This window comes from Amycolatopsis sp. NPDC102389, from assembly GCF_044765885.1.
In the GTDB taxonomy this organism is placed as follows: Bacteria; Actinomycetota; Actinomycetes; order Mycobacteriales; family Pseudonocardiaceae; genus Amycolatopsis.
Map to the genome: position 1 here is coordinate 40,211 of NZ_JBIWKX010000003.1, position 23,720 is coordinate 63,930.

Genomic DNA, 23,720 nt, shown 5'->3' on the forward strand with positions numbered 1-23,720 from the left:
CTTCGACAGCCAGGCCTCGACCCAATCCCCCGCGCGAGCGCTGGTCACTCTCGTAGCTCCTCTGCTAAACTGACCGACGAATAGCCCCGGATGGCCCCTGACCTGTTGGTCATGTCACCGGGGCTTTGATCTTTCTGTTGCCGGTCGGCAAAGCAACTGACGCATTTCGTCCTCTGAATGCGGTAGTTGCGCGTGCAAGGACCGCGTTTAGAGGACGAAATGCGGGGTGTCAGGGCCAGGGGCGCGGAGTAGGGCGAAGGGCTTCGTAGGCGGCAGCGGCGCGAAGGACGTCGAGGTCGGCGAAGCGGCGGCCGCTGATCTGGAGGCCGATGGGCTGGTCGTCGCTCGTGTAGCCGCAGTTGATCGAGACCGCGGGCTGGCCGGACATGTTGTACGGCACGGTGAACGCGATGTGCTCGAACGGGCGGCGCGGGTCGTTGGTCGGCGAGGGCCAGTCGGCGGGCGGGGCCGAGACCGGGCACGTCGGGGACAGGACGACGTCGAAGCGTTCGGTCGCGCGCAGGGTCGCGACGGCGATGGCGTCGATCTGCGCGAAGCCGCGATAGGCGTCGACACCGCTGACGTCGGCGCCGCCGGCGGCCCAGTCGGCGATGTACGGCAGGACCTTCGCGCGGCGCTCCTCAGGCAGCGCCGACATGTCCGACCAGGCTCGGACGCGCCAGAAGGTGTCGAGCCCATCGAGCATTTCCCGGCGCAGGAACGGCGAAATCTCCTCCACCACCGCACCGGCGCTCTCGAACAGCCGCGCGGCTTCGGTGACCGCCGCGAGGATGTCGGACGAGACCGGGAGCCCGACACCAGGATCGAGGTGCAGTCCGACCCGCAGACCCTTGACCTCGCCGGACAACGAAGCCCAGTCGAGCGAAGACGGCGGCAGCGAGAGGTGATCGCGACCGTCCACACCGGACAGAACGCTCATCAGCAGCGCGGTGTCGGCCACGGTCCGCGTCATCGGCCCGGCGACGCGGCCCAGGAACGGCGGATCCACCGGCACCCGGCCGAAACTCGGCTTCAGCCCGACCAGGCCGCACCAGCCGGCGGGCAGCCGGATCGAGCCGCCGATGTCCGTGCCGACGTGCAGCGGGCCGTAGCCGGCGGCGGCCGCCGAACCGGCACCGGCGCTGGAGCCGCCGGGCGTACGCGTGGTGTCCCACGGATTCCGCGACGCGGTGTGGAAACTCGACAGCCCGGACGTCAGCATCCCGTAGTCCGGCATGGTCGTCTTGCCCAGCAGGACCCCGCCGGACTCGCGCACGCGAGCGCCCGCCGGGGCGTCTTCGAGCGCGGGTGTCAGCGACGTGGCGGCCGTGCCGAGCGGGACCGGGGTGCCGCGGGTCGCGATGTTCTCCTTGAGCGTCAAGGGAACACCATCGATCGGGCCGAGCGGTTCGCCAGCGTGCCATCGGCTTTCGGACGCTTTCGCGTCTCCGCGCGCGCCGCTCGGGTCGTACGCGTAGAGCGCGTGCAACTCGGGTTCACGCGCCTCGACGCGGGCGAGGACCGCTTCGGTGACCTCGACCGGCGACAGCGTCTTCGCGCGGTACTGGGCGACCAGTTCGACGGCGGTCAGGTCGGGCAATTCCGGCACAGCAGGGCTCCTCACGTCGCGGGCGGTTCGAAGCGGCCGTCGACCGCGGTCCAGCCGCCGTCCACCGCCAGCACGGACCCGGTGACGAACGACGACGCGTCCGACGCCAGGTAGACGACGGCGCCCGCGAGTTCGTCCGGACGCGCCCATCGGCCGAGCGCGCCCTTGGTCGCGTACGCGTCGTACCAGGCCGGATTCGCCTTGATCTGCGCGGTCAGCGGGGTTTCGACGACGCCGGGCGCGATCGCGTTGACCCGCACCCCCGCCGGGCCGAACTCCGCCGCGGCCGTGCGGAACAGCTGCACCAGCCCGGCTTTCGTCGCCGCGTACGGGCCTTGGCCGGGCTCGACGGTGGTGCCGCGGATCGACGAGAACCCGACGATGCTCCCCCGCCCGCGCTCGACCATCCCGGCGCCGAACGCGCGGACGACCTCGAAGGTCGCGCCGAGGTTCAGCGCGATCACCCGGTCGAATTCCTCGCGCGAGTACTCGAGAAGCCGTTTGCGCACGTTGGTGGCGGCGGTCAGCACGACGACGTCGATCTCGCCGAGTTCCTCCGCCGCTCGCGCGGCCGCGCCTTCCGAGAGCAGGTCGATCTCGTACGCCTCACCAACGCCGGTTTCCTTGGCGGCGGCGACATCGCGGTCCGCGACGATCACTTCGGCGCCGTGGGCGGCCAGTGCCTTCGCGGATTCGCGGCCGATCCCGCTGCCGCCGCCGAGGACGACGGCCCGCTTCCCGTCGAGCCGGAACAGGTTTTCATACGTCACGGGCGCAGCACCGCCATCCTGGTCACGGTCAGTTCTTCGACCGCGAACCGCGGCCCTTCCCGCCCGATCCCGGAGTCCTTCACGCCGCCGTACGGCATGGTGTCGGACCGGAAACCGGGTACCTCGTTGACCACCACACCGCCGACTTCGAGCTCGTCGAGCGCGCGGAACGCCGTCTTCAAGGACGTACTGAACACCGAGGCGTGCAGCCCGTAGCGCGACGCGTTGACCGCGTCGAACGCTTCGTCCACAGAGGACACGGTGCGGACGCAGACCACCGGGCCGAAGATCTCCTCGTCCCAGCATTCGAGGCCGTCGGACACGTCGAGCAGCACGGTCGGCCGGATGACCGTGCCCTCCACACCGCCTCCGACCAGGCGAGCACCCGCCGAAGTCGCTTTGTCGACCCATTCCTGAACGCGCTGCGTGGATCCCGGATCGATCAGCGCCGAGACTCGCGTCTTCTCGTCTCGCGGATCACCGGTGACGACCTCGCCGAGCCGCGCGAGCACCCGTTCGGTGAATTCCTCGGCGACGGCGTCGACGACCAGTACGCGTTGCACCGAGATGCAGGCCTGTCCGGACGCGTAGAACCCGCCGCGCAGCACGGCGTCCGCGGCCGCGTCGAGGTCCGCGTCCTCCGCGACCACCAAAGCCGCGTTGGAGCCCAGCTCCAGCAACGTCTTCGTGGGCGCGGCGTCGCGCGCGATCCGGTGCCCGACCAGCGCGGACCCGGTGAACGACACCGCGCCGACGCGCCTGTCCGTGACCAGCGCCGAGCCGACGGCCGCGTCCCCGGTGACCAGCTGGACCATCGCGGGCAGCTCGGTCAGCGAGCGCACCAGATGCACGAGCCACAACGTCGCCAGCGGGGTCTGCGGCGCGGGTTTCACCACCACCGGGCAGCCCGCGGCGATGGCGGGCGCGATCTTGTGCGACGCCAGGAGCAGCGGATAGTTGAACCCGGCGATGCCGACCACGACACCGATCGGCTTGCGTTTCCAGAACCCGACCAGCCCGTCGCCGGACGGCAGCAGGTCGAGCGGGACGGTCTCGCCGTGCAGCCGCGAGACCTCCTCGGCGGCGGCCTGCCAGGTGACGATCGTGCGCGCGACCTCTACCCGGCAATCGACGAGCGGCTTGCCCGTCTCCAGGACAAGCAGCTGCTCGAACTCGGAGCGCCGGGCCTCCAGAGCGGTGGCGACGTCGTTCAGAAGCGAGCGCCGGGTACGCGACGGCAGGGCCGCGACCTGATTGAACACCGCGACCGCCTCGTCGATCGCGCGCGTGGCCAGCTCCGGCGTCCCGACCGGCGCCCGGCCGATCTCGCTCCCGTCGTACGGGAAGTTCACCGGCGCGGTGTCCACAGTGGACATCCAGCCGTCACCGATCGGCAGTCCTTCCGGGTATTCAGCCATCGTCCCCTCCCCGCAACCGCGCCAGCTCGGCCCGCAGATTCGGCGCGGCCGCCAGCAGTTCCCTGGTGTACTCGTGTTCCGGCGCGTCGTAGACCTGGTCGACGTCGCCGATCTCGACGATCTCGCCGCGCCGCATCACCGCGACCCGGTCGCAGACGTGCCGCACCACGCCGAGGTCGTGCGAGACGAAGACCAGCGTCAGCGAGTACATCTCCACCAGCGACGCGAGCAGGTCGAGGATCTGCTTTCGCACCGACACGTCGAGCGCGCTGACCGGCTCGTCCGCGATGAGGACGCTCGGATTCGGCGCGAGCGCCCGCGCGATCGAGATGCGCTGCCGTTGCCCGCCGGAGAACTGGTGCGGATACCGTCCCGCGGCATCCGAAGGCAGGCCGACGGCCTTCAGCAACTCCGAGACCCGGGCAGGATCCCGGCGGCCCAACGGTTCGGAGATGATGTCGCGCACCCGCATCCGCGGATCGAGCGAACCCATCGGATCCTGGAAGACGATCTGCAGTTCCGACCGCAGGAAGCCGAGTTTGCGTTCCGGCAGCGTGTCGACGCGCTTGCCCTGGAACGAGACGCTGCCCGCCGTCGGCTTGTCCAGCGCGGCCAGCAATCTGACCAAAGTGGACTTTCCCGAACCCGATTCGCCGACGATCCCGAACCGCTGACCGGCCTCGACGTCGAACGAGACACCGCGCAGGGCGTGCACATCGCGCCGCGTGTACCGGCGTTCCAGGTCCCGCACCGAGATCATCATCGGCTCGCCTCCAGATCCGAAGCGGCCAACAGCTTCTTCGTGTACTCGTGCTGTGGCGCGGTGAGGACGTCGCGCGTGGTGCCGGATTCGACGATCTCGCCGTCGAGCATCACCAGCACCCGCTCGCACACCGACGCCACGACGGCGAGATCGTGCGTGATGAACAGCAGCGCGCTCTCCCGCTCCCGCACGCCCTCAAGGATCAGTTCCAGGATCTGCGCCTGCACGGTGACGTCGAGCGCCGTCGTCGGCTCGTCGCAGATCAGCAGCTTCGGGTCGTTGGCCAGCGCGATCGCGAGGACGACCCGTTGCCGCTGCCCGCCGGACAGTTGATGCGGATACGCGCGAGCGACCCCAGGCAGCCCGACGGAGGCCAGCAAAGCCTCGGGATCCTTCCTGACGTTTCGGTGGATCCGCATCGGCTCGGCCACCTGCGCGCCGATCCGCATCGCCGGGTTCAGCGCGGTCATCGGCTCCTGGAACACCATCGAGAGTTCGTTGCCGCGCAGCCGTGACAGTTCTCGCTCCGGCGCGCCCAGCAACTCGCGGCCGTCGAGTTTCACCGATCCGGACGCGGCGAGTTCTTCGGGCAGCAGCCCCATGATCGACAGCGCCGTCAACGACTTCCCGGAACCCGACTCGCCGATCAGTCCGACACGCTCACCGCGCGCGATGGCGAACGAGACGTCTCGGACCAGCCCGGAGATGCCGAGGCCTTGGACTTCGAGTGTCATAACCGCGCCGCCAATCGGGGGTCGAGGCGATCGCGGAGGCCGTCACCGAGCAGGTTGAAACCGAGGACGGCGATGGCGATCGCGACACCGGGCACGAGCGCGAGCCGCGGGTGCAGGGTCAGGAACACCTGGGATTCCTGCAGCATCCGGCCCCACGACGGCGTCGGCGGCCGCGTGCCGAAGCCGAGGAACGACAACGCCGCTTCCGCTAGCACGGCGATCGCGAACGACACCGACGCCTGCACGATCAGCAGCCCGGAGATGTTCGGCAGCACGTGGCGCGCCGCGATGTTCAGCCGGGAGCGTCCTGCCGACCGCGCGGCCAGCACGAACTCGCTGCTCATCACCTGCAGCGTCCCCGACCGCGCGATCCGCGCGAACGACGGGATGGTCGCGATGCCGATCGCCACCATCGCCGTCAGCGTGTCGGCCCCGAACACCGCGCCGAACATGATCGCCAGCAGCAACGCGGGGAACGCGAGCACGAGATCGTTGACGCGCATGACGAACTCGCCGAGCCATCGCGACGACATCCCGGCGAGGATCCCCAGCGGCGTCCCGATCAGCGCGGCGATCCCGACCGCGACCACGCCGACGTACAGCGTCGTCCGCGCGCCGACCATGAGCTGGCTCAGCACGTCGCGGCCGAAGCTGTCGGTGCCGAGCGGGTTCGAACCGCTGAAGTCGTGCAGCCGGTTGGCCGCGTCGACCTTCACCGGGTCGAACGGCGTCCACACGAACGAAAGCAGCGCGGCGAGCACGATCAGCGCGATGAGCACGCCGCCGAGCACGAGACTGCGGCTACGCATCAGGACCCCCGCAATCTCGGGTCGAGCACCGTGTACAGGACGTCGACCACGAAGTTCACCAGCAGCACGCCGACCACCAGGACCAGCACGATCCCCTGCACGGACAACAGATCCCGCGACGCCACCGAGTCCAGCAGCATGCTGCCCAGCCCCGGCAGGACGAACACGCGCTCGACGACGACGGCGCCGATGAGCAGCGTCGCCAGCTGCAGGCCGAGCACCGTCACCACCGGCACGGCGGCGTTGCGCAGACCGTGGCGGAACAGCGCCGGGAACGGGCGGAGCCCCTTGGACCGTGCTGTGCGCAGATAGTCCTGTCCGAGCGTGTCGAGCACCGCGGACCGGACATACCGCGTGAGCACGGCGCCCTGCACGAGCCCCAGCGACAGAGCGGGGAGGACGAGACCGCGGAGGAATTCGCCGGGGTCCTGCACCGGTGGTGTCCAGCCGCCGGAGGGCAGCCAGCGCAACTGCACCGCGAAGATCTGCACCAGGATGATGCCGGCGAGGAACGCGGGGATCGCGACGCCGATCTGCGACAGCCCGGAAAGCGCGGTGCCGTCGGCCTTCCGGTGCCGCACCGCGGCGAACGTCCCGGCCGGGACGGCGATCACCAGCGCCACCAGCATCCCGGCCCCGACCAGCCACAACGTGACGCCGAGCCGGTCGGTCAGCGCCGGGCCGATCTCTTCGCGGGTGACGTACGAGCGGCCGAAGTCGCCGTGCAGGACGCCGCCGATCCAGTCGAAGTACTGCGTCACGAGCGGCCTGTCGATGCCGAATTCGGCGCGGGTCTTCGCGACCAGTTCCGGGGTCGCGTTGACGCCGAGCGCGACCTGCGCCGGATCACCCGGCAGCACCGCCATGAACAGGAACACCACGATGGACGCGACCAGCACGCTGGCCACGAGAATCCCGAGTCTGCGGAGCACCTTGACCGTCATCGCGGCGCCAATCCCGTGAGATCGAAGGACTCGCTGACCTGGTTGCGGACGAACCCGGTCACCTTGTTCTTCGCCACGATCACGTTGGGGAACAGGAAGAGCCAGTCCGCGGCGGCGTCTTCGGACAGCCGCCGCGCGACCTGGCGCATCGCGTCGATCTGCTCCTGGGGCGTTCCGGCGTCGGCCTTCGCCAGGTTCTGCTGGACGGGTTTGCCGTCGTAACCCCAGTAGTACTTCGGCCTGCCGAAGGTGACGATGTCGCGCGCTTCGACGTGCTGGATGATCGACAGGTCGTAGTCGTGGTCGGTGAAGACCTGCTTGAGCCACACCGCCGGGAAGTCCAGCGGCTCGATCGTCACCGTGACCCCGACGTCCGCCAGTTGCGAGGCGACCACCTGCGCGGCCGACACCGCGTACGGCAGGTTCGGGATCCGCAGCCGCAGCTTCGGATTCGGTTGCCCCGCTTCGGCGAGCAGCGCTTTCGCCTTCGCCGGATCGAACGGATACGCGTTCGACAGGTCCTCGTACCAAGGATCCGTCGGCGGGACCATGCTGCCGATGAGCGTGCCGCGGCCTGCCCAAGCCGTGTCCAGCAACGCTTTCCGGTCGATCGCGTACGACAGCGCTTTTCGTACCCGGACGTCGTTCAGCGGTGGGCGCGCGTTGTTGAACGCGAGCGTGACCTCGCTGTTGGTCGTGCCTTCGACGACGGTGAACCGGTCGTCGCTCTGGAACTGCGGGATCGAATCCGGCACGGTGATCGCGGAGATGACGTCGATCCCGTTGCTGAGCAAGGCGTTGTTGAGCGCCGTCGGATCCTTGATGTACTTGAGGACCACCGTCGAGTAGGCCGGTTTCCGGCCCCAGTAGGCGGGATTCTCCTTGAGCACGATCGAATCGCCGCGCCGTCGCGAGGACACCGTGTACGGCCCCGTGCCGACCGGTTTGTTCGCCAGATCCGCGACTCCCGTCGGGCTGAACATCGCGCCGAGACGGCTCGTGAGGCTGAACAGCCAGCCGTTGCTGGGTTTCGTGAGCACGACCCGCGCGTGGTCCGGCGCCACGACGTCGACCCGGTCGACGACGTCCATTGTGGACTTGATCGACACGGTCCAGTCGCTCTTCACGCGCATCAGCGAGAACTTGACGTCCTCGGCGGTGAACGGTGCCCCGTTGCTGAACTTCGCGTCCTTACGGAGCTTGAAGTCGTAGGTCTTGCGATCTTCCGAGACCGTCCACGATTCGGCCAGCAGCGGCACGATCTTCGCGTCCGCGTCGAGTTTCACCAGGCCCTCGTAGACGTTGTAGAGCAACGCCTGCGGAATGGCGGCGCCATCCGTGCGGGTGAAGTCGAAGTTCGCGGGTTCGGCGGTGTACCCGATGGCTAACGTGCCGGGATCCTTGGCCACCGTGGCACTCGATCCGGCGGAGCAGCCGGACGTCACCAGCAGCAGTGCGAGTGCCGCCGCTTGGATCCGGGCTTTCATCCTGCCCCCTGACCGGTAGACTGGTCTGACCAGTAAACCAGACGAGACGGCAGGGTCAAGATGGAATTCGAGCCGGTCTCCCCTGTCCGCGCGTACCAGCGTGTCGTCGAACAGATCGAGGAAGCCGTGTTCAGCGGCCGGATCAAACCGGGTGACCGGCTGCCGAGCGAACGCGAGCTGATGGTCCAGTTCGACGTCGGCCGCTCGACCGTGCGCGAGGCGCTGCGGGTGCTGCAAGCCGCGGAAATGATCCGCTCGCGGCCCGGGGATCCGCGCGGGCCCGAGGTTCTGGCCGCCTCCCCCGCCGCGTTGCACCGGTCGATGCACCGGCTGGCGCGGGCCGACCATCTCGGGTTGTCCGAACTCCTGCAGTTCCGCATGGTGCTCGACGGTTCCGCACATCTGCTCGCCGCGCAGCTCAGGACCGAAGACCATCTCGCCGAGCTGAACGCGGCACTGGAAGCGATGCGGGCGGCGGTCTCCCAGGGATTCGACGAGTTCAGCCACGCGGATGTCGCGTTCCACGAGGCGATCGCCCGTGCCACCGGGAATCCGCTGCTGGTGATCAGCGGCGAGGTCGTCCGCGGCGTCGTACTGGAACTCATCGAGGACAAACTGGAGCATGCCGACGACCGGACGGCGTTGATGCGCAACTGGCTGGCACATCACGAAGAGGTGCTCGGCGCGATCCGGGATTCCGACGGCGAACGCGCGTCGCGGCTGGCCAAGCAGGCGCTCTACGACAACTACGCCGAGTACGTCCCCGAAGAGCAACGCCGGCTCTTACAGCCACTGCTCGCTTGACCCACCCCTACACTCGCTCGGGTGGGGGATACCAACAAGCCTTCGACAACCCGCCAAGGCGTCGGTCTCGCGCTGTCCGGCGGCGGCTACCGCGCGATGTTGTTCCACACCGGAGCCCTGTGGCGGCTCAACGAACTCGGCTGGCTGTCGAAGATCTCGACGTTCTCCAGTGTTTCGGGCGGCTCGATCGCTGCGGGCGTGCTCGCGCACGCTTGGTCGGACCTGAGGTTCGAAAACGGTGTCGCGGACAACTTCTACGACGAGGTCGTCGCGCCGGTCCGGAACCTGGCACGCAAACGGCTCGACATCCCGGTCACCTTGCTCGCCATGGCCGTTCCGTGGCGGAGCGCCGGCGAGGAACTCGCGCGGGTGTACGCGAAACACCTGTTCGGCGACTGCTGCCTGAAGGACATCGACCCCACGGGCCCGCAGTTCGTCTTCACCGCGACGAACCTCCAGGACGGCGCGCAGTGGTGGTTCTTCCGGCAGAACGGCCCGCACGGGAACATCCCGCTCGCGACCGCGGTGGCCGCGTCTTCGGCGTTCCCGCCGATGCTTTCGCCCGTGGTGATCCAGGATCCGCATTCCGCCGAGCGGAAACGCAAGATCGTGCTGAGCGACGCCGGCGTCTACGACAACCTCGGCCTGGACCCGGTCGAAGGGCACGCGACGGTGCTGGTGAGCGACGCGGGCAAGCGGATGAAGGTCACGCGGAACGTCAAACGCGACTGGGGGCGGCAGCTGCTGCGCGTCCTCGACGTGATCGACAACCAGGTGCGCGAGCTGCGGCGCGGCGCGCTGCTGAAGTCCTATGTGGAGAAGGATTTCACGGGCGCCTACTGGGGGTCCTACGTCGATCTCGCGAATTTCCAGCTCGAAGATTCGCTGGCGGCGCCCGTCGATCGCACCCACGAGCTGGCGGAAACCCCGACGCGCCTGACGAAACTGCCGGAAGTGCTGCAGGAGCGGTTGATCAACTGGGGTTACGCGGCCTGTGACGCGGGGATGCGGAAGTGGGTCGACACCGAGGCGGCGGCTCCGGGCGGGTTCCCGTTCCCGGCCGCCGGGGTGGGCTGAACGCGTCCTTCACCGCATCGCATGCGGTGAAGGACGCGTTCGTCAGGCGACCAGATTCGCGTAGACGACGATGTTGTCCTTGTAGCTGTGCTCTTCCTTGTCGAAGACACCGCCACAGGTGATCAGCCGCAGCTGCGCCTTGTCCGTGTTGCCGTAGACCGCTTCCTCGGGGAACTGGTCCTTGGGGACCTGGTCCTTCTTCTCGACCACGAACTTCAGGCTTTTGCCGTCACTGCGCTCGACGAGCACCTCGTCACCGGGGTTCACGTCCTTGAGCTTGTAGAAGACGCCCGGCTGCTTGTTGCCGTCGACGTGGCCGAGCAGGATCGACGGGCCGATGTCGCCGGGGACCGGCGAAAGCCGGTACCAGGCGGCCTGCATCGGGTTCTTCGCCGACGGGACGGACATCTTGCCGTCCTTGCCGATCGCGACCGTGACCAGACTCGATTCCGCGCCGATCTTGGGGATCTTCACGTTCGTCGGACGGGTCCCGTTGTACGGCTTCACCACCGGCGGAGCCGATTCCGACGGTGCCGCCGCGGCGGGCGGGGCGGGTTCGTCGGTGCCACATCCCGTCAGCGCGAGGGAAAGCACAAGGGCGGCCGCGACCAGGCGGCCGCCCTGCGTCAGAAGCTTCATCGGATCAGGCCGCGGTGGCGCCGAAACCGGTCTCGACGCCGCCCTTGGGCTTCAGCTTGACCTGCTTCGCCGGCTTGGTGCCCGGTGCGGTCGCGCCGCCGCCGACCGTGCCCTCGATCTCGATGTCACCCTTGCCCGGCTTGCCGTCGCAGGTCCAGGTGAAGGTGCTCGAGGTGCCCTTGAAGCCGGGCTTGGCCTCGATGACGTAGATCCACAGGTAGGCGTCGCCACCGTCCTGGAACGAGTCGACGATGGTGAAGTCCGGCGCGGTGACGCCGGTGGGCTCCGAACCGCAGAGGATCGCCAGCGCACCCTCGTTGCCCTCGACGTACCCGGCGCCGACGTTCAGCTCCGGCTTCGGCGGGGTGGTGGTGGTCGGCTTCTCCGAGGTGGAGGTCGACGGCTTGCCGGAAGTGGGCGTGCCGCTGGTCGAGGTCGGGGCACTGGTCTCGGACGACGGCGGAACCGACGTCACCTTGCCGCCCGACCACGAGGGCGGGTTGCTGACCGGACCGCCGGACCACGAGGGCGAAGGCGCCGTGCTGGGCGCCTCGCTCGTCGGAGCGGGAGGCGTGGTCGTCGTTTCGGTCTGCGCCATCGCGGCCGGCGTCACGGCCAGCGAAAGGACGGCGCCGGCCAGCACCGCGCCCGCGAGGCGGCCCAACGTCTTCTTCAAAATGATCTCCCAGTGGCAAAGAATCGCAACGCACGGTGACCCCCACCGTGCGACCACCCAACGGAATCCCACGTTCGGGTGACAGCGCGATACTGCCGGAAAACCGCCGGTCGACCGTAGTGAATGGACGGTGACAAGAACCACCGTGAAAGCGGGTAACGCGGAGGTGGCCTCACTCGATACAAGGGCCTGAAAGTCGCTCCGCGAAAGGGAAAACCCCGCGGCGACGAGGGAACGTTAACACCCGGACGGCCCGAACGGACCCCATCCCGGAAGTATTTCTCCCCGCCTCTCAGGTCACGATCAGAACACCAGGAACAAGGACACGGCGAGCGACAGCACGCCGACGAGGCCCGCGACGAACAGCCACGGCTTCGGCGACGTCCGCTTCCGCACCGCCCGGCCGCCGCCCACCCCCGCGATCAGGAGGCCGAGGCCGAACCCGATCCCGGGGATGAAGGTGGCGAGAGTCCGGTTCTCCGCGTCGCAGGCCCAGACCCCGTCACCCGGGCAGGGCGTCGCCGCGAGTTCGGCCAGCAGGCCCGCCGCGACGATCGCGAGAAAGCCGAGCACCAGGAGCCAGAACAGGCCCCACAGCCATTGCCCGAGCCGCCGAGGCGGTTTCGTCTCGTCCACGTGCCCAAGCTAGCCGAGCGCGGTGGCCAGATCCGTCCAGAGATCTTCCGGGTCTTCGAGTCCGACGCTGAACCTGACCAGCCCGGCGGGCACGTGGGCGTCGCCCGCCATCCAGGCCCGTCGCTCGACCAGGCTCTCGACCCCGCCGAGGCTGGTGGCGGCGCGGATCAGCCGCAGCGACCCGATGACCTTGTCCGCGGTCTCGGCGTCCGGGAGTTCGAACGCGATCATCGTGCCGGAGCCGGGATAACGCACCCGGGTGATCGCGGGGTGGTCGAGCAGCCGCGCCGCCAGCAGCGCGGCCGTGCGCGTCTGCTCGGCCAGCCGGACCGGCAGGGTCCGCAGCCCGCGCAGGGCCAGCCACGCTTCGAGCGCGCCCGGTGTCGCCCCCAGCCTGGTGCGCGCGTCGCGCAGGCCTTGCGCGATGCCTTCGTCGGCCGCGATGGTGAGGCCGAGCAGAAGGTCACTGTGACCGCCGATGAGTTTCGTCGCGCTGTGCACGACGATGTCGGCGCCGAGCTCCAGCGGCCGCTGCCCGAGCGGGGTGGCGAACGTGTTGTCCACGGCGACCAGCCCGTTCGCGGCGGCGGCGATCGTCTCGATGTCGATGACGTCGAGCGTCGGGTTGGTCGGCGATTCGAGCCAGAGCAGGTCGGCGTCCGCCGCGGCGACCCAGGCGGCCGTGTCCTCCGGCTCGATCTCGGTCACCACCAGTCGGCCGGTGCCGTGCGCGTGCGCGAGCAGGCCGCGCGACCCGGCGTAGGAGAACGTCGGCACACAGACCTTCGCCCCGACCTTCAAGGTGTCGACGACCGCGCTGAGCGTCGCGATCCCCGAGGCGAACGCCGTGGCGTGCCCGCCTTCGAGCGCGCCGATCGCGGCTTCGAGGGCCTCCCAGGTCGGGGTGCCGTCCTGGCGCGAGTACGCGCGGTCGGCGCCGGCGTCGAAGGTGCTCGCCGCGACGATCGGGACGTTCAGCGGCTCGCCGGGGCCCTCCGGGCGTCCGGCGGCGACGGCGAGGGTGCGGGGTGACCAGTCGTTCGTGTCCACCCCGCCACCGTAAACCGTGCCGTCGCTAGTGGGCGTACACCTCGAACTCGTAGAGGGAGTAGCCGTACTTCGTGCCGCGGTGGAGCCCGGCCATCCGGACATAACGGCCGTCCACCGCCTCGAAGGCGACGTTGTCGGTCCCGCCGTCTCCGTCCACTATGGACGCGGCATCCCGCCAGTTCGTCCCGTCGGCCGAGACCTGCACCTTGTACGCCTTGCCGTACGCGGATTCCCACTTCAGGACCACGCGGGAAACGCGCTGCACCGAACCGAGATCGACGGTGATCGACTGGTTGTCGCTCCAGTCGCTCGCCCAGCGCGTCGACAGGTTCACGTCGATCGCGTTGGACGGCGGCGAGTTGTACCAGCCGGTCTCGTGGCTGGTCGCGCTCACCGAGCGGCCGGTGGCGAGGTTGGCGATGTTGTCGCCGCGTTTCGCCGGGAACTCCACGACCTGCTGGAAGGTCGGCCGGTTCTGGGTGCTCATCTTGTCCTGCGTGATCCCGCCGAGCGCGCGGTGGATGATCGTGTCGGCACACCACTGGTCGCCCGCGGCGCAGTCGCCGTCACCGGGATACACGGTGTTCGCGGGCTGCGCGGCCGCCTGGGTCAGCGAGTCGAGCAGCACCTGGCGGCAGGCGTTGACGTCGCCGCCACCGCAGTACTTCACGGGCAGCGGGCCGGCGACGTTCTGCCCGAGGACCGAGCGGATGTCCTTGTGCACGTAGCCCCACCAGCCCGCCTGGTACGACGAACCCGCGTGCGCCTGGCCCACGTGCTTGCCGGGAACCTCGTTCTGCCAGCCGGACGGCGACTCGTTGATCTTCAGCACCCCGACCATGGCGGCGTAGGCGGCGTCACCCATGCCGGGTTTGAACTGGGCGTTGACCAGCAGCGGCCACCAGGCGTCCATGATGCGGATCGCGTCGGCGTTGGCGTAGGCCTTGCTGCCCGGCGAAGTCTCCGAGCGCAGACCGCCCGCGGCGAGCCAGGTCTTCAGCTTCGCCACCGCGTCCGCGGCCGGACCGGTCACCGGCGCCTTGTCGATCACCTTGAACAGTTCCGGCAGCACCTTCTCCGCGCGAAGATCGGCCAGCGCCGCCTCCTCCATCGCCTGCGTGAGGTTCACCCGCGTCACCTTGGTGCCGCTGGCGACCATCTTCTTGACCCGCGCGTCGATCAGATCGCCGCGGTGCACGGAACTCTTGTCCGCGCCACTGGCCGCGTAACCGTTGGTCTGCGCGTTGTTCCAGCTGATGTAGTAGTCCTGGTTGATCGACTGCGGATGCTGCGACGACGGCGTGTAGTTCGCGAGGTTGCCGTCGGGATTCCAGCCCTGCCAGTCGAATCCGGCGTCGGCCTTCACCGGCATGGCCGGGTCGACGTTCGGATTGCGGACCGGGTTCGAGCCGGAGTTGAAGTACGCGACGTCCCGCGAGTCGGCGTAGAACCAGTTGTAGGTCTGGTTGACGTCGACCGCCGCGGCCTGGAAGTCCTGCGCGGATTTGATCGCGTCCGGATCGTTGAACTTCTGGAAACCGATGATCGTGTCGATCTCGTGCTGGAAGGTCGACCGCAGCGACGCGTACGCCACCGGCTTGCCGCCGACCAGCGCCCGGCTCGTCACCGGCCCGTACTTGGTGCGGAAGCTGCGCAGCGTGTACGAACCCTCGGCCGTGCCGTCGGCGATCGTGGGCTTCCACGCGTTCTTGCGTTCGACGATCTCGAACGGCAGGCACTGGCCGCGGAACCGGTAGAAGTTCGAGTTCTTCGTCGGCGCGGAACCGTTCTGCTCGCACAGTTCGACGGCATAGGTGTCGGTGATGTCCTGCGACGCCGAGGTCGCGCTCCACGAGTAGTCCTTGCCGCGGCCGAGCAGCACGTACATGCTGATGCCCGCGAACGAGGCGCCGCGCGCGCTGATGCCGGGGCCCTGGAGTTCCTGCAGCATCAGCAGTTGCGGCGCGAAGTAGCCGGCCTGCGGGCCGAAGACGGCGACCGGGTGACCGCTCGCGGTCTTGGCGCCGGAGACCACCAGCGCGTTGGACATGCCGTGCTTCTCCGACAGCAGGTTCCCCGGCAGGACGCCGTCGTCGAAGATGCCGCGGACGGCCTTCTGGTCCTCGGGCGCGGGAACGTCCACCTTGGCGGGCGTCGCCGTCCCGGCGGAACCGGTCGGGTCGAAGACCAGCTGCTGCCCGGTGACCGAACCCTTGTCCGGCATCGCCGCGCCCTGCGGGTTCGACGGCGCCTTGCCGTAGTCGAACGTCTGTCCATTGTGGAGAGTCTTGACGGTCTCGGGATCGTCCTCGGACCGCAGGCTCTTCCAGACCTTGTCGCCTTGTTCGAGGCCGTACTTCTCCTGCATCGCCATCTTCGCGATGGCGTTCTGCACCTCACCGCCACCACCGGCGCCGAACTGCGCCCCGACGACGGCGGCGAGCACGACGAGGTCGGTGAGCTTGAACGGCTCGATGGTCCCGGCGTTCGTGATCGCGTCGACGTGCCCGGTGAGCACGTACTCGCCGGGGAAGTAGCGGCCGCTGTGCGCGTCGGAGATGTACTTGTTGACGCCCTGCACGTAGGCCTCGGCGTCGGCCTTGCCCTGCGCGCCGCGCGGGCCACTGGCCGCGGCGTTGTCGATCTGCTTCTGCAGTTCCTGTTCGGTGTACGGCGCCGAGCTGAAGAAACTCTGCTCGAGTTCGCGGTTGCCCTGCGCGCCACCGGCGTACGAGGTCAGCTGGCCGCGGCCGACGCGGCGCATGATGTCCATCAGCCACAGGCGGTCCTGCGCGGCGGCGTACCCGGCGCCGTACATCGTGCCCGGCCGCGTCGTGCCGACGATCCGGGGCACGCCGATCCCCTTGTCGCGGGTGATCGTCACGTCCGAACGCGGTTTGATGGTGCTCTCGACCTGCCCGGACGGCACGCCGAACGAGGCGTCGTTGAAGAACTGGTTGATCTTGTCCGTGGTCAGCGTCTTGTAGCCGTCGGCGAGCGAGGCGTACTTGCCGAGCTGATCGGCCGAATGCGCGGGCCGGGTGCCCAGCGCCTTGTGCGCCAGGATCTCGGCGAGGGTGGCGTTCCCCTTGGTGCCGGGCGGGAGGATGTCACCGCACTGGCCGCCGCAGTAGTCGTCGAGCGCGGCCGCCACCACCGAGTTCTGTGGCGCTTCCGCGGCGTTCGCCTGCAGTGCCGGAACGGTGCCCGCCACCAGCGTCAGCCCCGCCAGCGTCGTCAAGACCCGTATGCCTCGTCGCATGAAAGACCTCCGTCGTCGGAGAGTGACGAGGCGCACACTACCCACGGGTATCCAAATTTGTGAAGACTATTCGCGTTCTTGCCACCGTTCGGCGGAACACTCGCCCTGCGAGCCCAGGACCTGCGCAGGTATGTTCCTGGGCATGTCTTTGCAGAAGCCCCAGATCGACCGCCCGGAGGGCCCCGCGCCGTCCGACCTGGAGAAGTCCGACATCACCGTCGGCGAAGGCCAGGAGGCGAAGGCCGGCGACACCGTCTCGGTGCACTACGTCGGCGTCTCGCACTCGACCGGCGACCAGTTCGACGCGTCCTGGGACCGCGGCGAACCGCTTCGCTTCGGCCTCGGCGCCGGCCAGGTCATCCCCGGCTGGGACCAGGGTGTCGCCGGCATGAAGGTCGGCGGCCGCCGCAAGCTGGTCATCCCGCCGCACCTGGCCTACGGCGAACGCGGCGCGGGCGGCGTCATCAAGCCGAACGAGACCCTCATCTTCGTCGTCGACCTCATCGGCGTGAACTGACCCACACCCATCCCGGCCCCGGCGGAACGAATCCGCCGGGCCGCCGGGGTGACCTACACGGCACCGCGAGCTTCTGAGCTCGGCGTTCACCGATGGGTAGCATCGCTCTTCGTGCCCACTGTCCCCCTCTCTCCACAGTGGAGGACGGTCGCCACCGAGCGGACGGTCCTCGCCGTCGTCCACAACATCACGGCCGCGACCCGGCTGTTCGACGTCCTCGAACTCTTCGCGGGTGACCCACGCGTCCAGATCGTCTTCACCTGCCCGGGCTCCAGCGCCTTCACCGACGGCACGCCCGAGTACCTCACGGCGCGCGGAGTGACGACCCTGCCGTGGGACCGCGCGATCCGGACCCGCTTCGACTCCGCGATTTCGGCGAGTTACGGCGGCGATCTGCATGAAATAAAGGCTCCGCTCATCGTCATTCCACACGGAATGGGTTACAATAAATTCTTGGAAACCGGAAACCGGAAACCGGAAACCGGAAACCGGAAACCGGAAACCGGAAACCGGAAACCGGAAACGTATTCGGACTTTCCGCCCCCTGGTTGATGCACGACGGCGAGGTCGTCGCCACCCATATCGTTCTTTCCCATGAGGAACAACTGGAACGGCTGCGCGTCGCCTGTCCCGAGGCCGCCGGACGCGCCGTCGTCGCCGGTGATCCCTGCCTCGACAGAATGCGAGCGAGCACACCACTTCGCGAGACGTACCGGCAGGCGTTCGGGCTGGAGAAGCACCAACGGTTCGTGGTCGTTTCGTCGACGTGGGGCGCTTCATCGCTGCTCGGCGCGAACACTTCATCGGTTCTGAAACTCGCACACGAACTTCCGCACGATTCCTACCGGCTGGCCATCGCCCCGCATCCCAATATCGTTCGTGGCCATTCACCTTGGCAGACGAAAATGTGGCTCGACGATTGCGCACGGGCAGGTGTCCTGGTCCTCGAAGACGAAGACCTCTGGCGTCCGGCTCTCGTCGCCGCGGATCTGACGATCGGCGACCACGGCTCCGTCACCTTCTATTCCGCCTGCCTCGGTACGCCGGTCATTCTCGGCTCCGCTCCGGAAGAGACCGTCCACCCGGATTCCCCGATCGCCTTGCTCCTGCGGACGGCGCCCCGGCTGGATCGATGGACACGGCTCGACGACGTCATCGACGCGCATCGACCGGGGAAGTACGCGGAAATCACCGACCTCGCGACCTCCGTGCCGGGCAAGGCCGCGGACCTGCTTCGCGACCTTTGGTATTCCACGATCGCGCTATCTCCGCCATCCATCGCTCCGTCGCTGAAAGCACTTCCGGTCCCGGATGTCGCTCCGCCGAATCCGAGGGCGTGGACGGCCGAGGTGTCCTTCGCCGCCGACGGGACAGCCTCGTTGTCCCGATTCCCGGTCGACGGGCGGTCGAAGGAAACCCTCGCCAGGCCGGGCACTCATCTGGTCGTCGGCACGGACGAGCCGGACATCGCGCTGCTGAGGCTGGCGGAAGTCGTGATGCGGCCGGAAATCGCCTGCGACCCGGACACCTGGACCACGGCGACACTGCGAGCGTTGCCCGGCTGCCGGCTCGCGGCCACCCGGGCGAGTGAAGACGAATGGCGGGTCGAAACCCGCGACGGTCTCCTGCTCGGGATCGACACCGCCGACCCCGCGTTCGTCTCCGTCCTCTATGCCCTGCTCGGTCGTGAGGCCGTGCCCAGCGAACTCCGGCTGCGGCGCGGCCCGGCAACTTACTCGGCGAAGGTCACTGTGCGAGCTTCGCGCTGACCCGGTCGTGGTCCGGGGTGAAGGCATAGAAGTAGTAGATCTCCTTCGCGGACTCCCAGAAGGCGCGCGCCTCGGCAGGCCGGTCCGTCGCGAACGACACGTCGCCCAGCGCTTCGCCGGCTTCGGCCCGTTCGCGGTTGTAAGACCGCTCGGTCGCCAGAGCGAGCGTCTCGGTCAGGACGGCGTCCGCATCCGCATAAGCCCCGTCCTCCAGCAGCTTCTTGCCTCGCCACAAGGCGATCTTGACCTGGTTGAGGTGCTCGGAGCCGAGAACGGCCTCAGCGGCGTCGAGCAGTTCGAGCGCCTCCGACGGCGGACGGACCTTCGCCAGATGAAAGCGGGCAAGCGCGATCCGGCGCTCCTCTCCCAGCCGCGTCGCCAATTCGAGCGCCTGCTGGAACAGCGCCTCCGCCTCCGTGTGTTCCGAGAGGTCGAGTTTCGCCAACCCCAGTGACTCGATGGCCGTCGCCAGTGCGGTGGAAGAACCGGCCTTACTCGCGAAGTCGATCGATTCCTGGAACCGGAGGGCCGCGAAGCCCGCTTGATAAGCCTGCCGATAGGCGAAGCCCAGTTGGAACGTCATCACGGCGGCGGCGAGGTCATTGCCCCACGCACGGGCCGCCTCGATCCCGCGATCGTTCACGCGGACCATCTCACCGGAGTGCTCACCCTTGAGATGCACAGGCCACAACAGCAGGCAGAACTGGCAGACCCACTGGTGCTTTCCCAGCCGGTAAGCCAGCTCGACCACGGCTTCCAGGTTCTCGCGCTCGACGTCGAGCCATTCTCTGGCGGCCTCGGCGTCCGACGGCTCGACCGCGAGCTGGGGCCAGATCTCCGCCATCCAGCCACGGTTGGGCAACGCGGCCTCGGCGGCGAGTCCCGCACCGCGATAGGCGGAGACGATCCGCAGAGGCAGTTCGCTGTCCGCTTTCGTCGCGGCATGATCACGGACGATGCCGCCCGCGATCAGGTACCGGTCTTCCGCCACCTCTTGGGCAAGGTGTCGCTTCGTCAGCTCCTGTAGTGCTTCGGAGACATCGAACTCGTTCTCGCCGAGAACGGCCGCGACGGTGCGCGCGGCGACCGCGCCGTCTCCGGGATGGACTCCGAGCACCTGGTAACAGCCTTGGCACAGCGGGGAAAGCAGGTCATACGCGGCATCGAAGATCGGGGTGATCCCGAGCGCGTCGAGCACGCCGCCCTTGTGCTTGATCCGGCCGAGAGTCCGTGTGGCGGCTTCCTCGTCGAGCATGCCCCCGAGCACGGTGAGCGCACCAGCCAGCCCGGCACAGAGGCTGATCAGCTCATCGATGGGCGCGGATTCGGCCTCGAGCCGATCCGTTCCGATCATCCGGCCGAGCAGCAGCCGGGCGGCTTCGTCGGTCAACGGGTCGATCCGCACACGTTCGCCCGGGTACTCGGTCCGGAGCTTGCGGGTCTCCCCACTGGCCACGACGAGGACAGCGGCGGGCCCCACACCGGGGATCAGCGGCGCGATCTCGGTCGGCAGGAGGGCGTTGTCGATGATGAGCGCGATCTTCTTGCCGTAACTCCAGCTGCGCCACATCGCCGACCGCGCCTCCAGACCGGACGGGATTTCATCCGGCCGGTATCCGACCGCGCGCAACAAGTCTTCGAGAGCGTCCTGCGCTCGCTCGGCCGACAGCGCGAGCGCGACGTAGAAGGTGCCATCGGGGAACGCGCCCTTCCCCTGGTCGTTCACCCACTTACGGCCAAGAGTGCTGCGACCGCTGCCGGGCGGTCCGGTCACGTAGGCGATGACCGGCCCCTTCGCGCGGTTCTCCGGACAGAAGACCTCGTCGAGCCGGCGGAGCTGGTCCTTGTAGTTCGTGTAGTGCGGGGTCACCACCATGACCTGGTGTGGAACATCCCTCGAACTGTGGCCTTGCCCACCGGAATGCGGCTCGTGCACGCTCACCCCTCCCCACGGTGAGCCGCCGACCTTACCGGAAGTGACCACCCCGCCACTCGGATTCAGCTCGCGTGGGCGGCGGTCACACCGCTTGCAGCCGACGCGTCGGCCGTGCGAACGGGTTGTCCGCGGAGTCTTCCGAAAAACCCGCCAACTCGGCGATCTCCCCATCGGAGAGGCCTTTGGCCCGCAACGTGTCGCCGATCGCCGTGATCAGTTGCGGAAGCTCCGGCGCCAAGAGTTCGCCGTCCGGTTCCGTCGTCTTCCATCCGCGAGCGTTCATCGACTTGTAGAAGCTCGTGCGATCTGGCGCCGTGACCTGCTTGAGGGAGTACGCGCGCTCGAAGAGCGCTTGCATCGAAACCCCCCAGACACGCTTCAGATCACGTAGGTGCCCGAGCGTCACAGGACGAAGATCAGGCTTGATCACGTGCTCAGGCATCAGGAACTCGGCCGCGAACTCGTTGGCTTCTCGTTCGGGATCTTCGGTCGCGATCCCGTTGTGGAGCACGAGATGACCGAGTTCGTGAGCCAAGGTCAGCCGTTTGCGATCGATCGGAGCGGCCGAGTTGACCAGCAACACGGGGTGATCGCCGATCCACTGGGAAAGCCCGTCGATACGGGAGGTGCCGAAGTCTTCTTCCAGAATCACGCAGCCGGCGGCCTCGAGCCACCGGACCAGATGCCGCACCGGCCCGACAGGCAGCCTCCATTGGGCGCGCACCATCAGAGCCGCCTGCACCGGCGTCGTGTCGATGGGATCGAACGTGGGTACGGACTGCTCCGCCCTCATCGACACATCCTCGAACAACACGGAGACATGCAGCCGGTATGCGTTCAAACGCGCTTCGAGCTTCCGCCACGCGGAAGCCTTGGTCGTTCGCTGACGCCTCATGTGCGCGTCCACGGCGAGCGCACCCCGGACTGCATGGTCCCGGGTCAAAAAGCGTTTCGATACACCCAATGACCGCGCGAGCCTGTCCAGCACGTCGTCATCAGGCATCCGTTGATCGTTCTCGTACCGGGACAACGCCGCCTGCGTGACCTCGGCCTCAGCACACAGGTCCGCTTGCGTCAGTCCTCGGGCGCGGCGAAGTGTTTCGAGCACATCGCCGATTCCACTCACGTCGCTTCGTCCTCCTCGTCTCGGGCCAGGGCCTCGTACAAGTCGATCTGTGGCAGCGACGGATCGACGGGAGTCCAGGTGATCGACGTACCGGCGGCCCCAGCATCCACCTCGACAGCCCAAATCGCATCTTTGTCCAGCCCATCACGCAGGGACACGATTGTGCTGCCGATCACGCGTTCTTCGGGGTCCCAGCGGTAACCGAAGCCCAGGCGAACCTCTTCCAATCCTTCCAGAGCGTCGGATTGCGCCCAGAAGGCCAGTGCCGATTTCGTGGCGTACGACCTGACACGGTCTCGGCCCGTGTGCCGCTTCACACGAGCGCGGTAGCGGAGACCGACCGTGACTTCACGAGTGACTCCTTGATCCAGCAGTTCGACCGAATCGACGTCGGTGAGCTGCCGGCGCAGGTGTGCCCAGAGACGATCGTGAATCCAGTTCGAAAGACCGCGTTCACTGCTGTCCGCGACCCAGCCAGGGAAGGCGGCACGATATTCGGCCAAGTCAGCCCTCGTGGCACTCGTAGCGTCGACCAGAGCACCGACGACCTTGTCGCCAAGGTCGTGCAGCACGTCCTCGACCATCGGGTATGAAAACATACCAGAAAATATACCGGCTGCGCACATGCAACTACCAGCACAAACGCATGAAAGGCGAGCCTGAAGCTCCCCAAAACCGAACCACGATGCCAACCGCCGCAACCACCCCACCAACCGCCACCGGACGCACCGTGGGGGGTCCGGGGGGCTCGGCCCTCCGGGTACTGACGAGCGACGACCAACGCGAAAGAGGCCCCCGTCGCGCTAGCGAAGGGGGCCTCAACCAAGAGTGGGCGAGGAGGGAGTTGAACCCTCACGTCCTTTCGGACACACGGACCTGAACCGTGCGCGTCTGCCATTCCGCCACTCGCCCGAGTGCTTCGTTCTCTGACAGCTCGCAAAGCGTAGCAGGCTGATTTCACGGGTTTCACCGGGGGCCGTGTCCGACTGGCCGTACCCGGATAGGATCGACGGGGAAGCACACGTGTGAGGAGGGTTGCCCGGTGGGCCGCGTCGAACGGTTTGACAGACGGCTCGAGAACCTTGTGGGCAACACCTTCGCGCGCATGTTCGGTGGCAACGTCGTCACGCAGGAAGTGGCGGTGGCGCTCGAGCGCGAGAGCGAGGAGAACGTTCGTGAGCTGGCCGGTGGTCGACAGCTCGCCCCCAATCACTACATCGTGTCGCTGGGGCAGGCTGATCACGAGCGCATGGCCGGAGATGAGCGTCGAGTCACCTCGGTGCTGGCGGAGGCGGTCAAGGAACACCTCGCCGAGCACGGATGGGACACCTATGGTGACGTCGTAGTTTCGCTCGAGCGCAACGAGGCGCTGCATACTGGACAGTTCAAGACCCGTTCGTCCGTCGATCCCGACGTCAAGCCCCACGGCGCCGAAGGTTCGTCACGGTCGGCACGACCCAGCAACGCAGGAGACCCAGCAATGAGCCAGCCCCCCGGCTACGGCCAATACGACCAGGGTGACCCGTACGGCCAGCAGCAGGGCCAATACGGCTACGGACAGCAGGCTGGCCAGCAGCAGCCCGGGTACGACCAGGGTTATGGCGGCCAGCAGCAGGGCGGCTACGACCAGGGCTACGGCGGCGCCCAGCAGCCCGGGTACGACCAGTACGGCGGCGCCCAGCAGCCCGGATACG

22 protein-coding genes and 1 tRNA gene are annotated in these 23,720 nt (G+C 67.9%); 6 read left to right on the forward strand and 17 right to left on the reverse strand.

What is annotated here, in order from left to right; translation table 11 throughout:
• Positions 1-229: 229 nt before the first annotated feature.
• Genes ACIRGA_RS03865 through ACIRGA_RS03900 form a run of 8 tightly spaced genes read right to left on the reverse strand, consistent with a single transcriptional unit; the run spans position 230 to position 8,534 of the window.
• Positions 230-1,609 (reverse strand): amidase, encoded by a 1,380-nt coding sequence (locus ACIRGA_RS03865; RefSeq protein WP_400936267.1) that lies wholly within the window; start codon positions 1,607-1,609, stop codon positions 230-232.
• An 11-nt stretch (positions 1,610-1,620) separates the two neighbouring features.
• A complete protein-coding gene (locus ACIRGA_RS03870) occupies positions 1,621-2,379 on the reverse strand; it encodes an SDR family NAD(P)-dependent oxidoreductase (protein ID WP_400936268.1) in 759 nt (252 codons plus the stop codon).
• The gene (locus tag ACIRGA_RS03875) at positions 2,376-3,797 is read right to left on the reverse strand and encodes an aldehyde dehydrogenase family protein (RefSeq protein ID WP_400936270.1); all 1,422 of its coding nucleotides are present in this window, start codon (positions 3,795-3,797) and stop codon (positions 2,376-2,378) included. Before ACIRGA_RS03875 ends, ACIRGA_RS03870 begins: the two co-directional genes overlap by 4 nt.
• Entirely contained in the window at positions 3,790-4,560 is a 771-nt protein-coding gene (locus ACIRGA_RS03880) for an ABC transporter ATP-binding protein (RefSeq protein WP_400936272.1), read from the reverse strand. The genes ACIRGA_RS03875 and ACIRGA_RS03880 overlap by 8 nt, the downstream gene beginning before the upstream one ends.
• Positions 4,557-5,294, reverse strand: coding sequence for an ATP-binding cassette domain-containing protein (locus ACIRGA_RS03885; RefSeq protein WP_400936274.1), 738 nt, complete (start codon positions 5,292-5,294; stop codon positions 4,557-4,559). The genes ACIRGA_RS03880 and ACIRGA_RS03885 overlap by 4 nt, the downstream gene beginning before the upstream one ends.
• Positions 5,291-6,103: an ABC transporter permease gene (locus ACIRGA_RS03890; protein WP_400936276.1), complete on the reverse strand. Its 813-nt coding sequence runs from the start codon at positions 6,101-6,103 to the stop codon at positions 5,291-5,293. The genes ACIRGA_RS03885 and ACIRGA_RS03890 overlap by 4 nt, the downstream gene beginning before the upstream one ends.
• Entirely contained in the window at positions 6,103-7,047 is a 945-nt protein-coding gene (locus tag ACIRGA_RS03895) for an ABC transporter permease (RefSeq protein ID WP_400936278.1), read from the reverse strand. Before ACIRGA_RS03895 ends, ACIRGA_RS03890 begins: the two co-directional genes overlap by 1 nt.
• A complete protein-coding gene (locus ACIRGA_RS03900; protein WP_400936280.1) occupies positions 7,044-8,534 on the reverse strand; it encodes an ABC transporter substrate-binding protein in 1,491 nt (496 codons plus the stop codon). Before ACIRGA_RS03900 ends, ACIRGA_RS03895 begins: the two co-directional genes overlap by 4 nt.
• Positions 8,535-8,594: 60 nt before the next feature.
• On the opposite strand from ACIRGA_RS03900, the gene ACIRGA_RS03905 reads away from it, so the two are divergent.
• The gene (locus tag ACIRGA_RS03905) at positions 8,595-9,338 is read left to right on the forward strand and encodes a FadR/GntR family transcriptional regulator (protein WP_400936282.1); all 744 of its coding nucleotides are present in this window, start codon (positions 8,595-8,597) and stop codon (positions 9,336-9,338) included.
• Positions 9,339-9,359: 21 nt separating this feature from the next.
• Positions 9,360-10,415: a patatin-like phospholipase family protein gene (locus ACIRGA_RS03910; protein WP_400936284.1), complete on the forward strand. Its 1,056-nt coding sequence runs from the start codon at positions 9,360-9,362 to the stop codon at positions 10,413-10,415.
• Positions 10,416-10,457: 42 nt separating this feature from the next.
• Here the strand turns inward: ACIRGA_RS03910 and ACIRGA_RS03915 are convergent, their stop codons facing one another.
• From ACIRGA_RS03915 to ACIRGA_RS03935, 5 genes are all read right to left on the reverse strand, one after another.
• Positions 10,458-11,054 carry a class F sortase gene (locus tag ACIRGA_RS03915; RefSeq protein WP_400936285.1) on the reverse strand — a complete coding sequence of 199 codons (597 nt, stop codon included), beginning with the start codon at positions 11,052-11,054 and terminating at the stop codon, positions 10,458-10,460.
• A gap of 4 nt (positions 11,055-11,058) precedes the next feature.
• Positions 11,059-11,730, reverse strand: a complete 672-nt coding sequence (locus ACIRGA_RS03920) for a hypothetical protein (RefSeq protein ID WP_400936287.1) — start codon at positions 11,728-11,730, stop codon at positions 11,059-11,061.
• Positions 11,731-12,033: 303 nt separating this feature from the next.
• Complete coding sequence (locus tag ACIRGA_RS03925; protein ID WP_400936289.1) at positions 12,034-12,366, reverse strand: hypothetical protein; 333 nt, start codon at positions 12,364-12,366, stop codon at positions 12,034-12,036.
• Between the two features lie 9 nt (positions 12,367-12,375).
• Positions 12,376-13,416, reverse strand: coding sequence for a trans-sulfuration enzyme family protein (locus ACIRGA_RS03930; protein ID WP_400936291.1), 1,041 nt, complete (start codon positions 13,414-13,416; stop codon positions 12,376-12,378).
• A 25-nt stretch (positions 13,417-13,441) separates the two neighbouring features.
• Positions 13,442-16,678, reverse strand: coding sequence for a penicillin acylase family protein (locus ACIRGA_RS03935; RefSeq protein ID WP_400936293.1), 3,237 nt, complete (start codon positions 16,676-16,678; stop codon positions 13,442-13,444).
• A 142-nt stretch (positions 16,679-16,820) separates the two neighbouring features.
• Here ACIRGA_RS03935 and ACIRGA_RS03940 point away from each other — a divergent pair, with 142 nt between their 5' ends.
• From ACIRGA_RS03940 to ACIRGA_RS03950, 3 genes are all read left to right on the forward strand, one after another.
• Positions 16,821-17,195 (forward strand): FKBP-type peptidyl-prolyl cis-trans isomerase, encoded by a 375-nt coding sequence (locus tag ACIRGA_RS03940; protein ID WP_038522092.1) that lies wholly within the window; start codon positions 16,821-16,823, stop codon positions 17,193-17,195.
• Between the two features lie 111 nt (positions 17,196-17,306).
• Positions 17,307-17,747: a hypothetical protein gene (locus tag ACIRGA_RS03945; protein ID WP_400936295.1), complete on the forward strand. Its 441-nt coding sequence runs from the start codon at positions 17,307-17,309 to the stop codon at positions 17,745-17,747.
• Entirely contained in the window at positions 17,747-18,964 is a 1,218-nt protein-coding gene (locus tag ACIRGA_RS03950) for a hypothetical protein (RefSeq protein ID WP_400936296.1), read from the forward strand. The genes ACIRGA_RS03945 and ACIRGA_RS03950 overlap by 1 nt, the downstream gene beginning before the upstream one ends.
• Here ACIRGA_RS03950 and ACIRGA_RS03955 read toward each other — a convergent pair.
• The 4 genes from ACIRGA_RS03955 to ACIRGA_RS03970 all read right to left on the reverse strand — a co-directional run bounded on the left by ACIRGA_RS03955 (position 18,942) and on the right by ACIRGA_RS03970 (position 22,938).
• On the reverse strand, positions 18,942-20,906 hold the full coding sequence (locus tag ACIRGA_RS03955) for a hypothetical protein (RefSeq protein ID WP_400936298.1): 1,965 nt from the start codon (positions 20,904-20,906) through the stop codon (positions 18,942-18,944). The genes ACIRGA_RS03950 and ACIRGA_RS03955 overlap by 23 nt on opposite strands.
• 76 nt (positions 20,907-20,982) lie before the next feature.
• Positions 20,983-22,026, reverse strand: a complete 1,044-nt coding sequence (locus ACIRGA_RS03960; protein WP_400936300.1) for a helix-turn-helix domain-containing protein — start codon at positions 22,024-22,026, stop codon at positions 20,983-20,985.
• Complete coding sequence (locus ACIRGA_RS03965) at positions 22,023-22,610, reverse strand: hypothetical protein (RefSeq protein WP_400936301.1); 588 nt, start codon at positions 22,608-22,610, stop codon at positions 22,023-22,025. The genes ACIRGA_RS03960 and ACIRGA_RS03965 overlap by 4 nt, the downstream gene beginning before the upstream one ends.
• A 245-nt stretch (positions 22,611-22,855) precedes the next feature.
• A tRNA-Leu gene (locus tag ACIRGA_RS03970) sits at positions 22,856-22,938 on the reverse strand.
• A 130-nt stretch (positions 22,939-23,068) separates the two neighbouring features.
• Here ACIRGA_RS03970 and ACIRGA_RS03975 point away from each other — a divergent pair.
• On the forward strand, positions 23,069-23,720 hold a 652-nt coding region (locus tag ACIRGA_RS03975; protein WP_400936303.1), incomplete at its 3' end, for a DUF3662 domain-containing protein.

Bases quoted from the DNA above. Each gene is read 5' to 3' on its own strand.
- ACIRGA_RS03875 (WP_400936270.1), bottom strand. From the start codon at position 3,797: ATGGCTGAATACCCGGAAGGACTGCCGATCGGTGACGGCTGGATGTCC.
- ACIRGA_RS03880 (WP_400936272.1), bottom strand. From the start codon at position 4,560: ATGATGATCTCGGTGCGGGACCTGGAACGCCGGTACACGCGGCGCGAT.
- ACIRGA_RS03885 (WP_400936274.1), bottom strand. From the start codon at position 5,294: ATGACACTCGAAGTCCAAGGCCTCGGCATCTCCGGGCTGGTCCGAGAC.
- ACIRGA_RS03890 (WP_400936276.1), bottom strand. From the start codon at position 6,103: ATGCGTAGCCGCAGTCTCGTGCTCGGCGGCGTGCTCATCGCGCTGATC.
- ACIRGA_RS03895 (WP_400936278.1), bottom strand. From the start codon at position 7,047: ATGACGGTCAAGGTGCTCCGCAGACTCGGGATTCTCGTGGCCAGCGTG.
- ACIRGA_RS03900 (WP_400936280.1), bottom strand. From the start codon at position 8,534: ATGAAAGCCCGGATCCAAGCGGCGGCACTCGCACTGCTGCTGGTGACG.
- ACIRGA_RS03905 (WP_400936282.1), top strand. From the start codon at position 8,595: ATGGAATTCGAGCCGGTCTCCCCTGTCCGCGCGTACCAGCGTGTCGTC.
- ACIRGA_RS03915 (WP_400936285.1), bottom strand. From the start codon at position 11,054: ATGAAGCTTCTGACGCAGGGCGGCCGCCTGGTCGCGGCCGCCCTTGTG.
- ACIRGA_RS03935 (WP_400936293.1), bottom strand. From the start codon at position 16,678: ATGCGACGAGGCATACGGGTCTTGACGACGCTGGCGGGGCTGACGCTG.
- ACIRGA_RS03940 (WP_038522092.1), top strand. From the start codon at position 16,821: ATGTCTTTGCAGAAGCCCCAGATCGACCGCCCGGAGGGCCCCGCGCCG.
- ACIRGA_RS03950 (WP_400936296.1), top strand. From the start codon at position 17,747: ATGCACGACGGCGAGGTCGTCGCCACCCATATCGTTCTTTCCCATGAG.
- ACIRGA_RS03965 (WP_400936301.1), bottom strand. From the start codon at position 22,610: ATGGTCGAGGACGTGCTGCACGACCTTGGCGACAAGGTCGTCGGTGCT.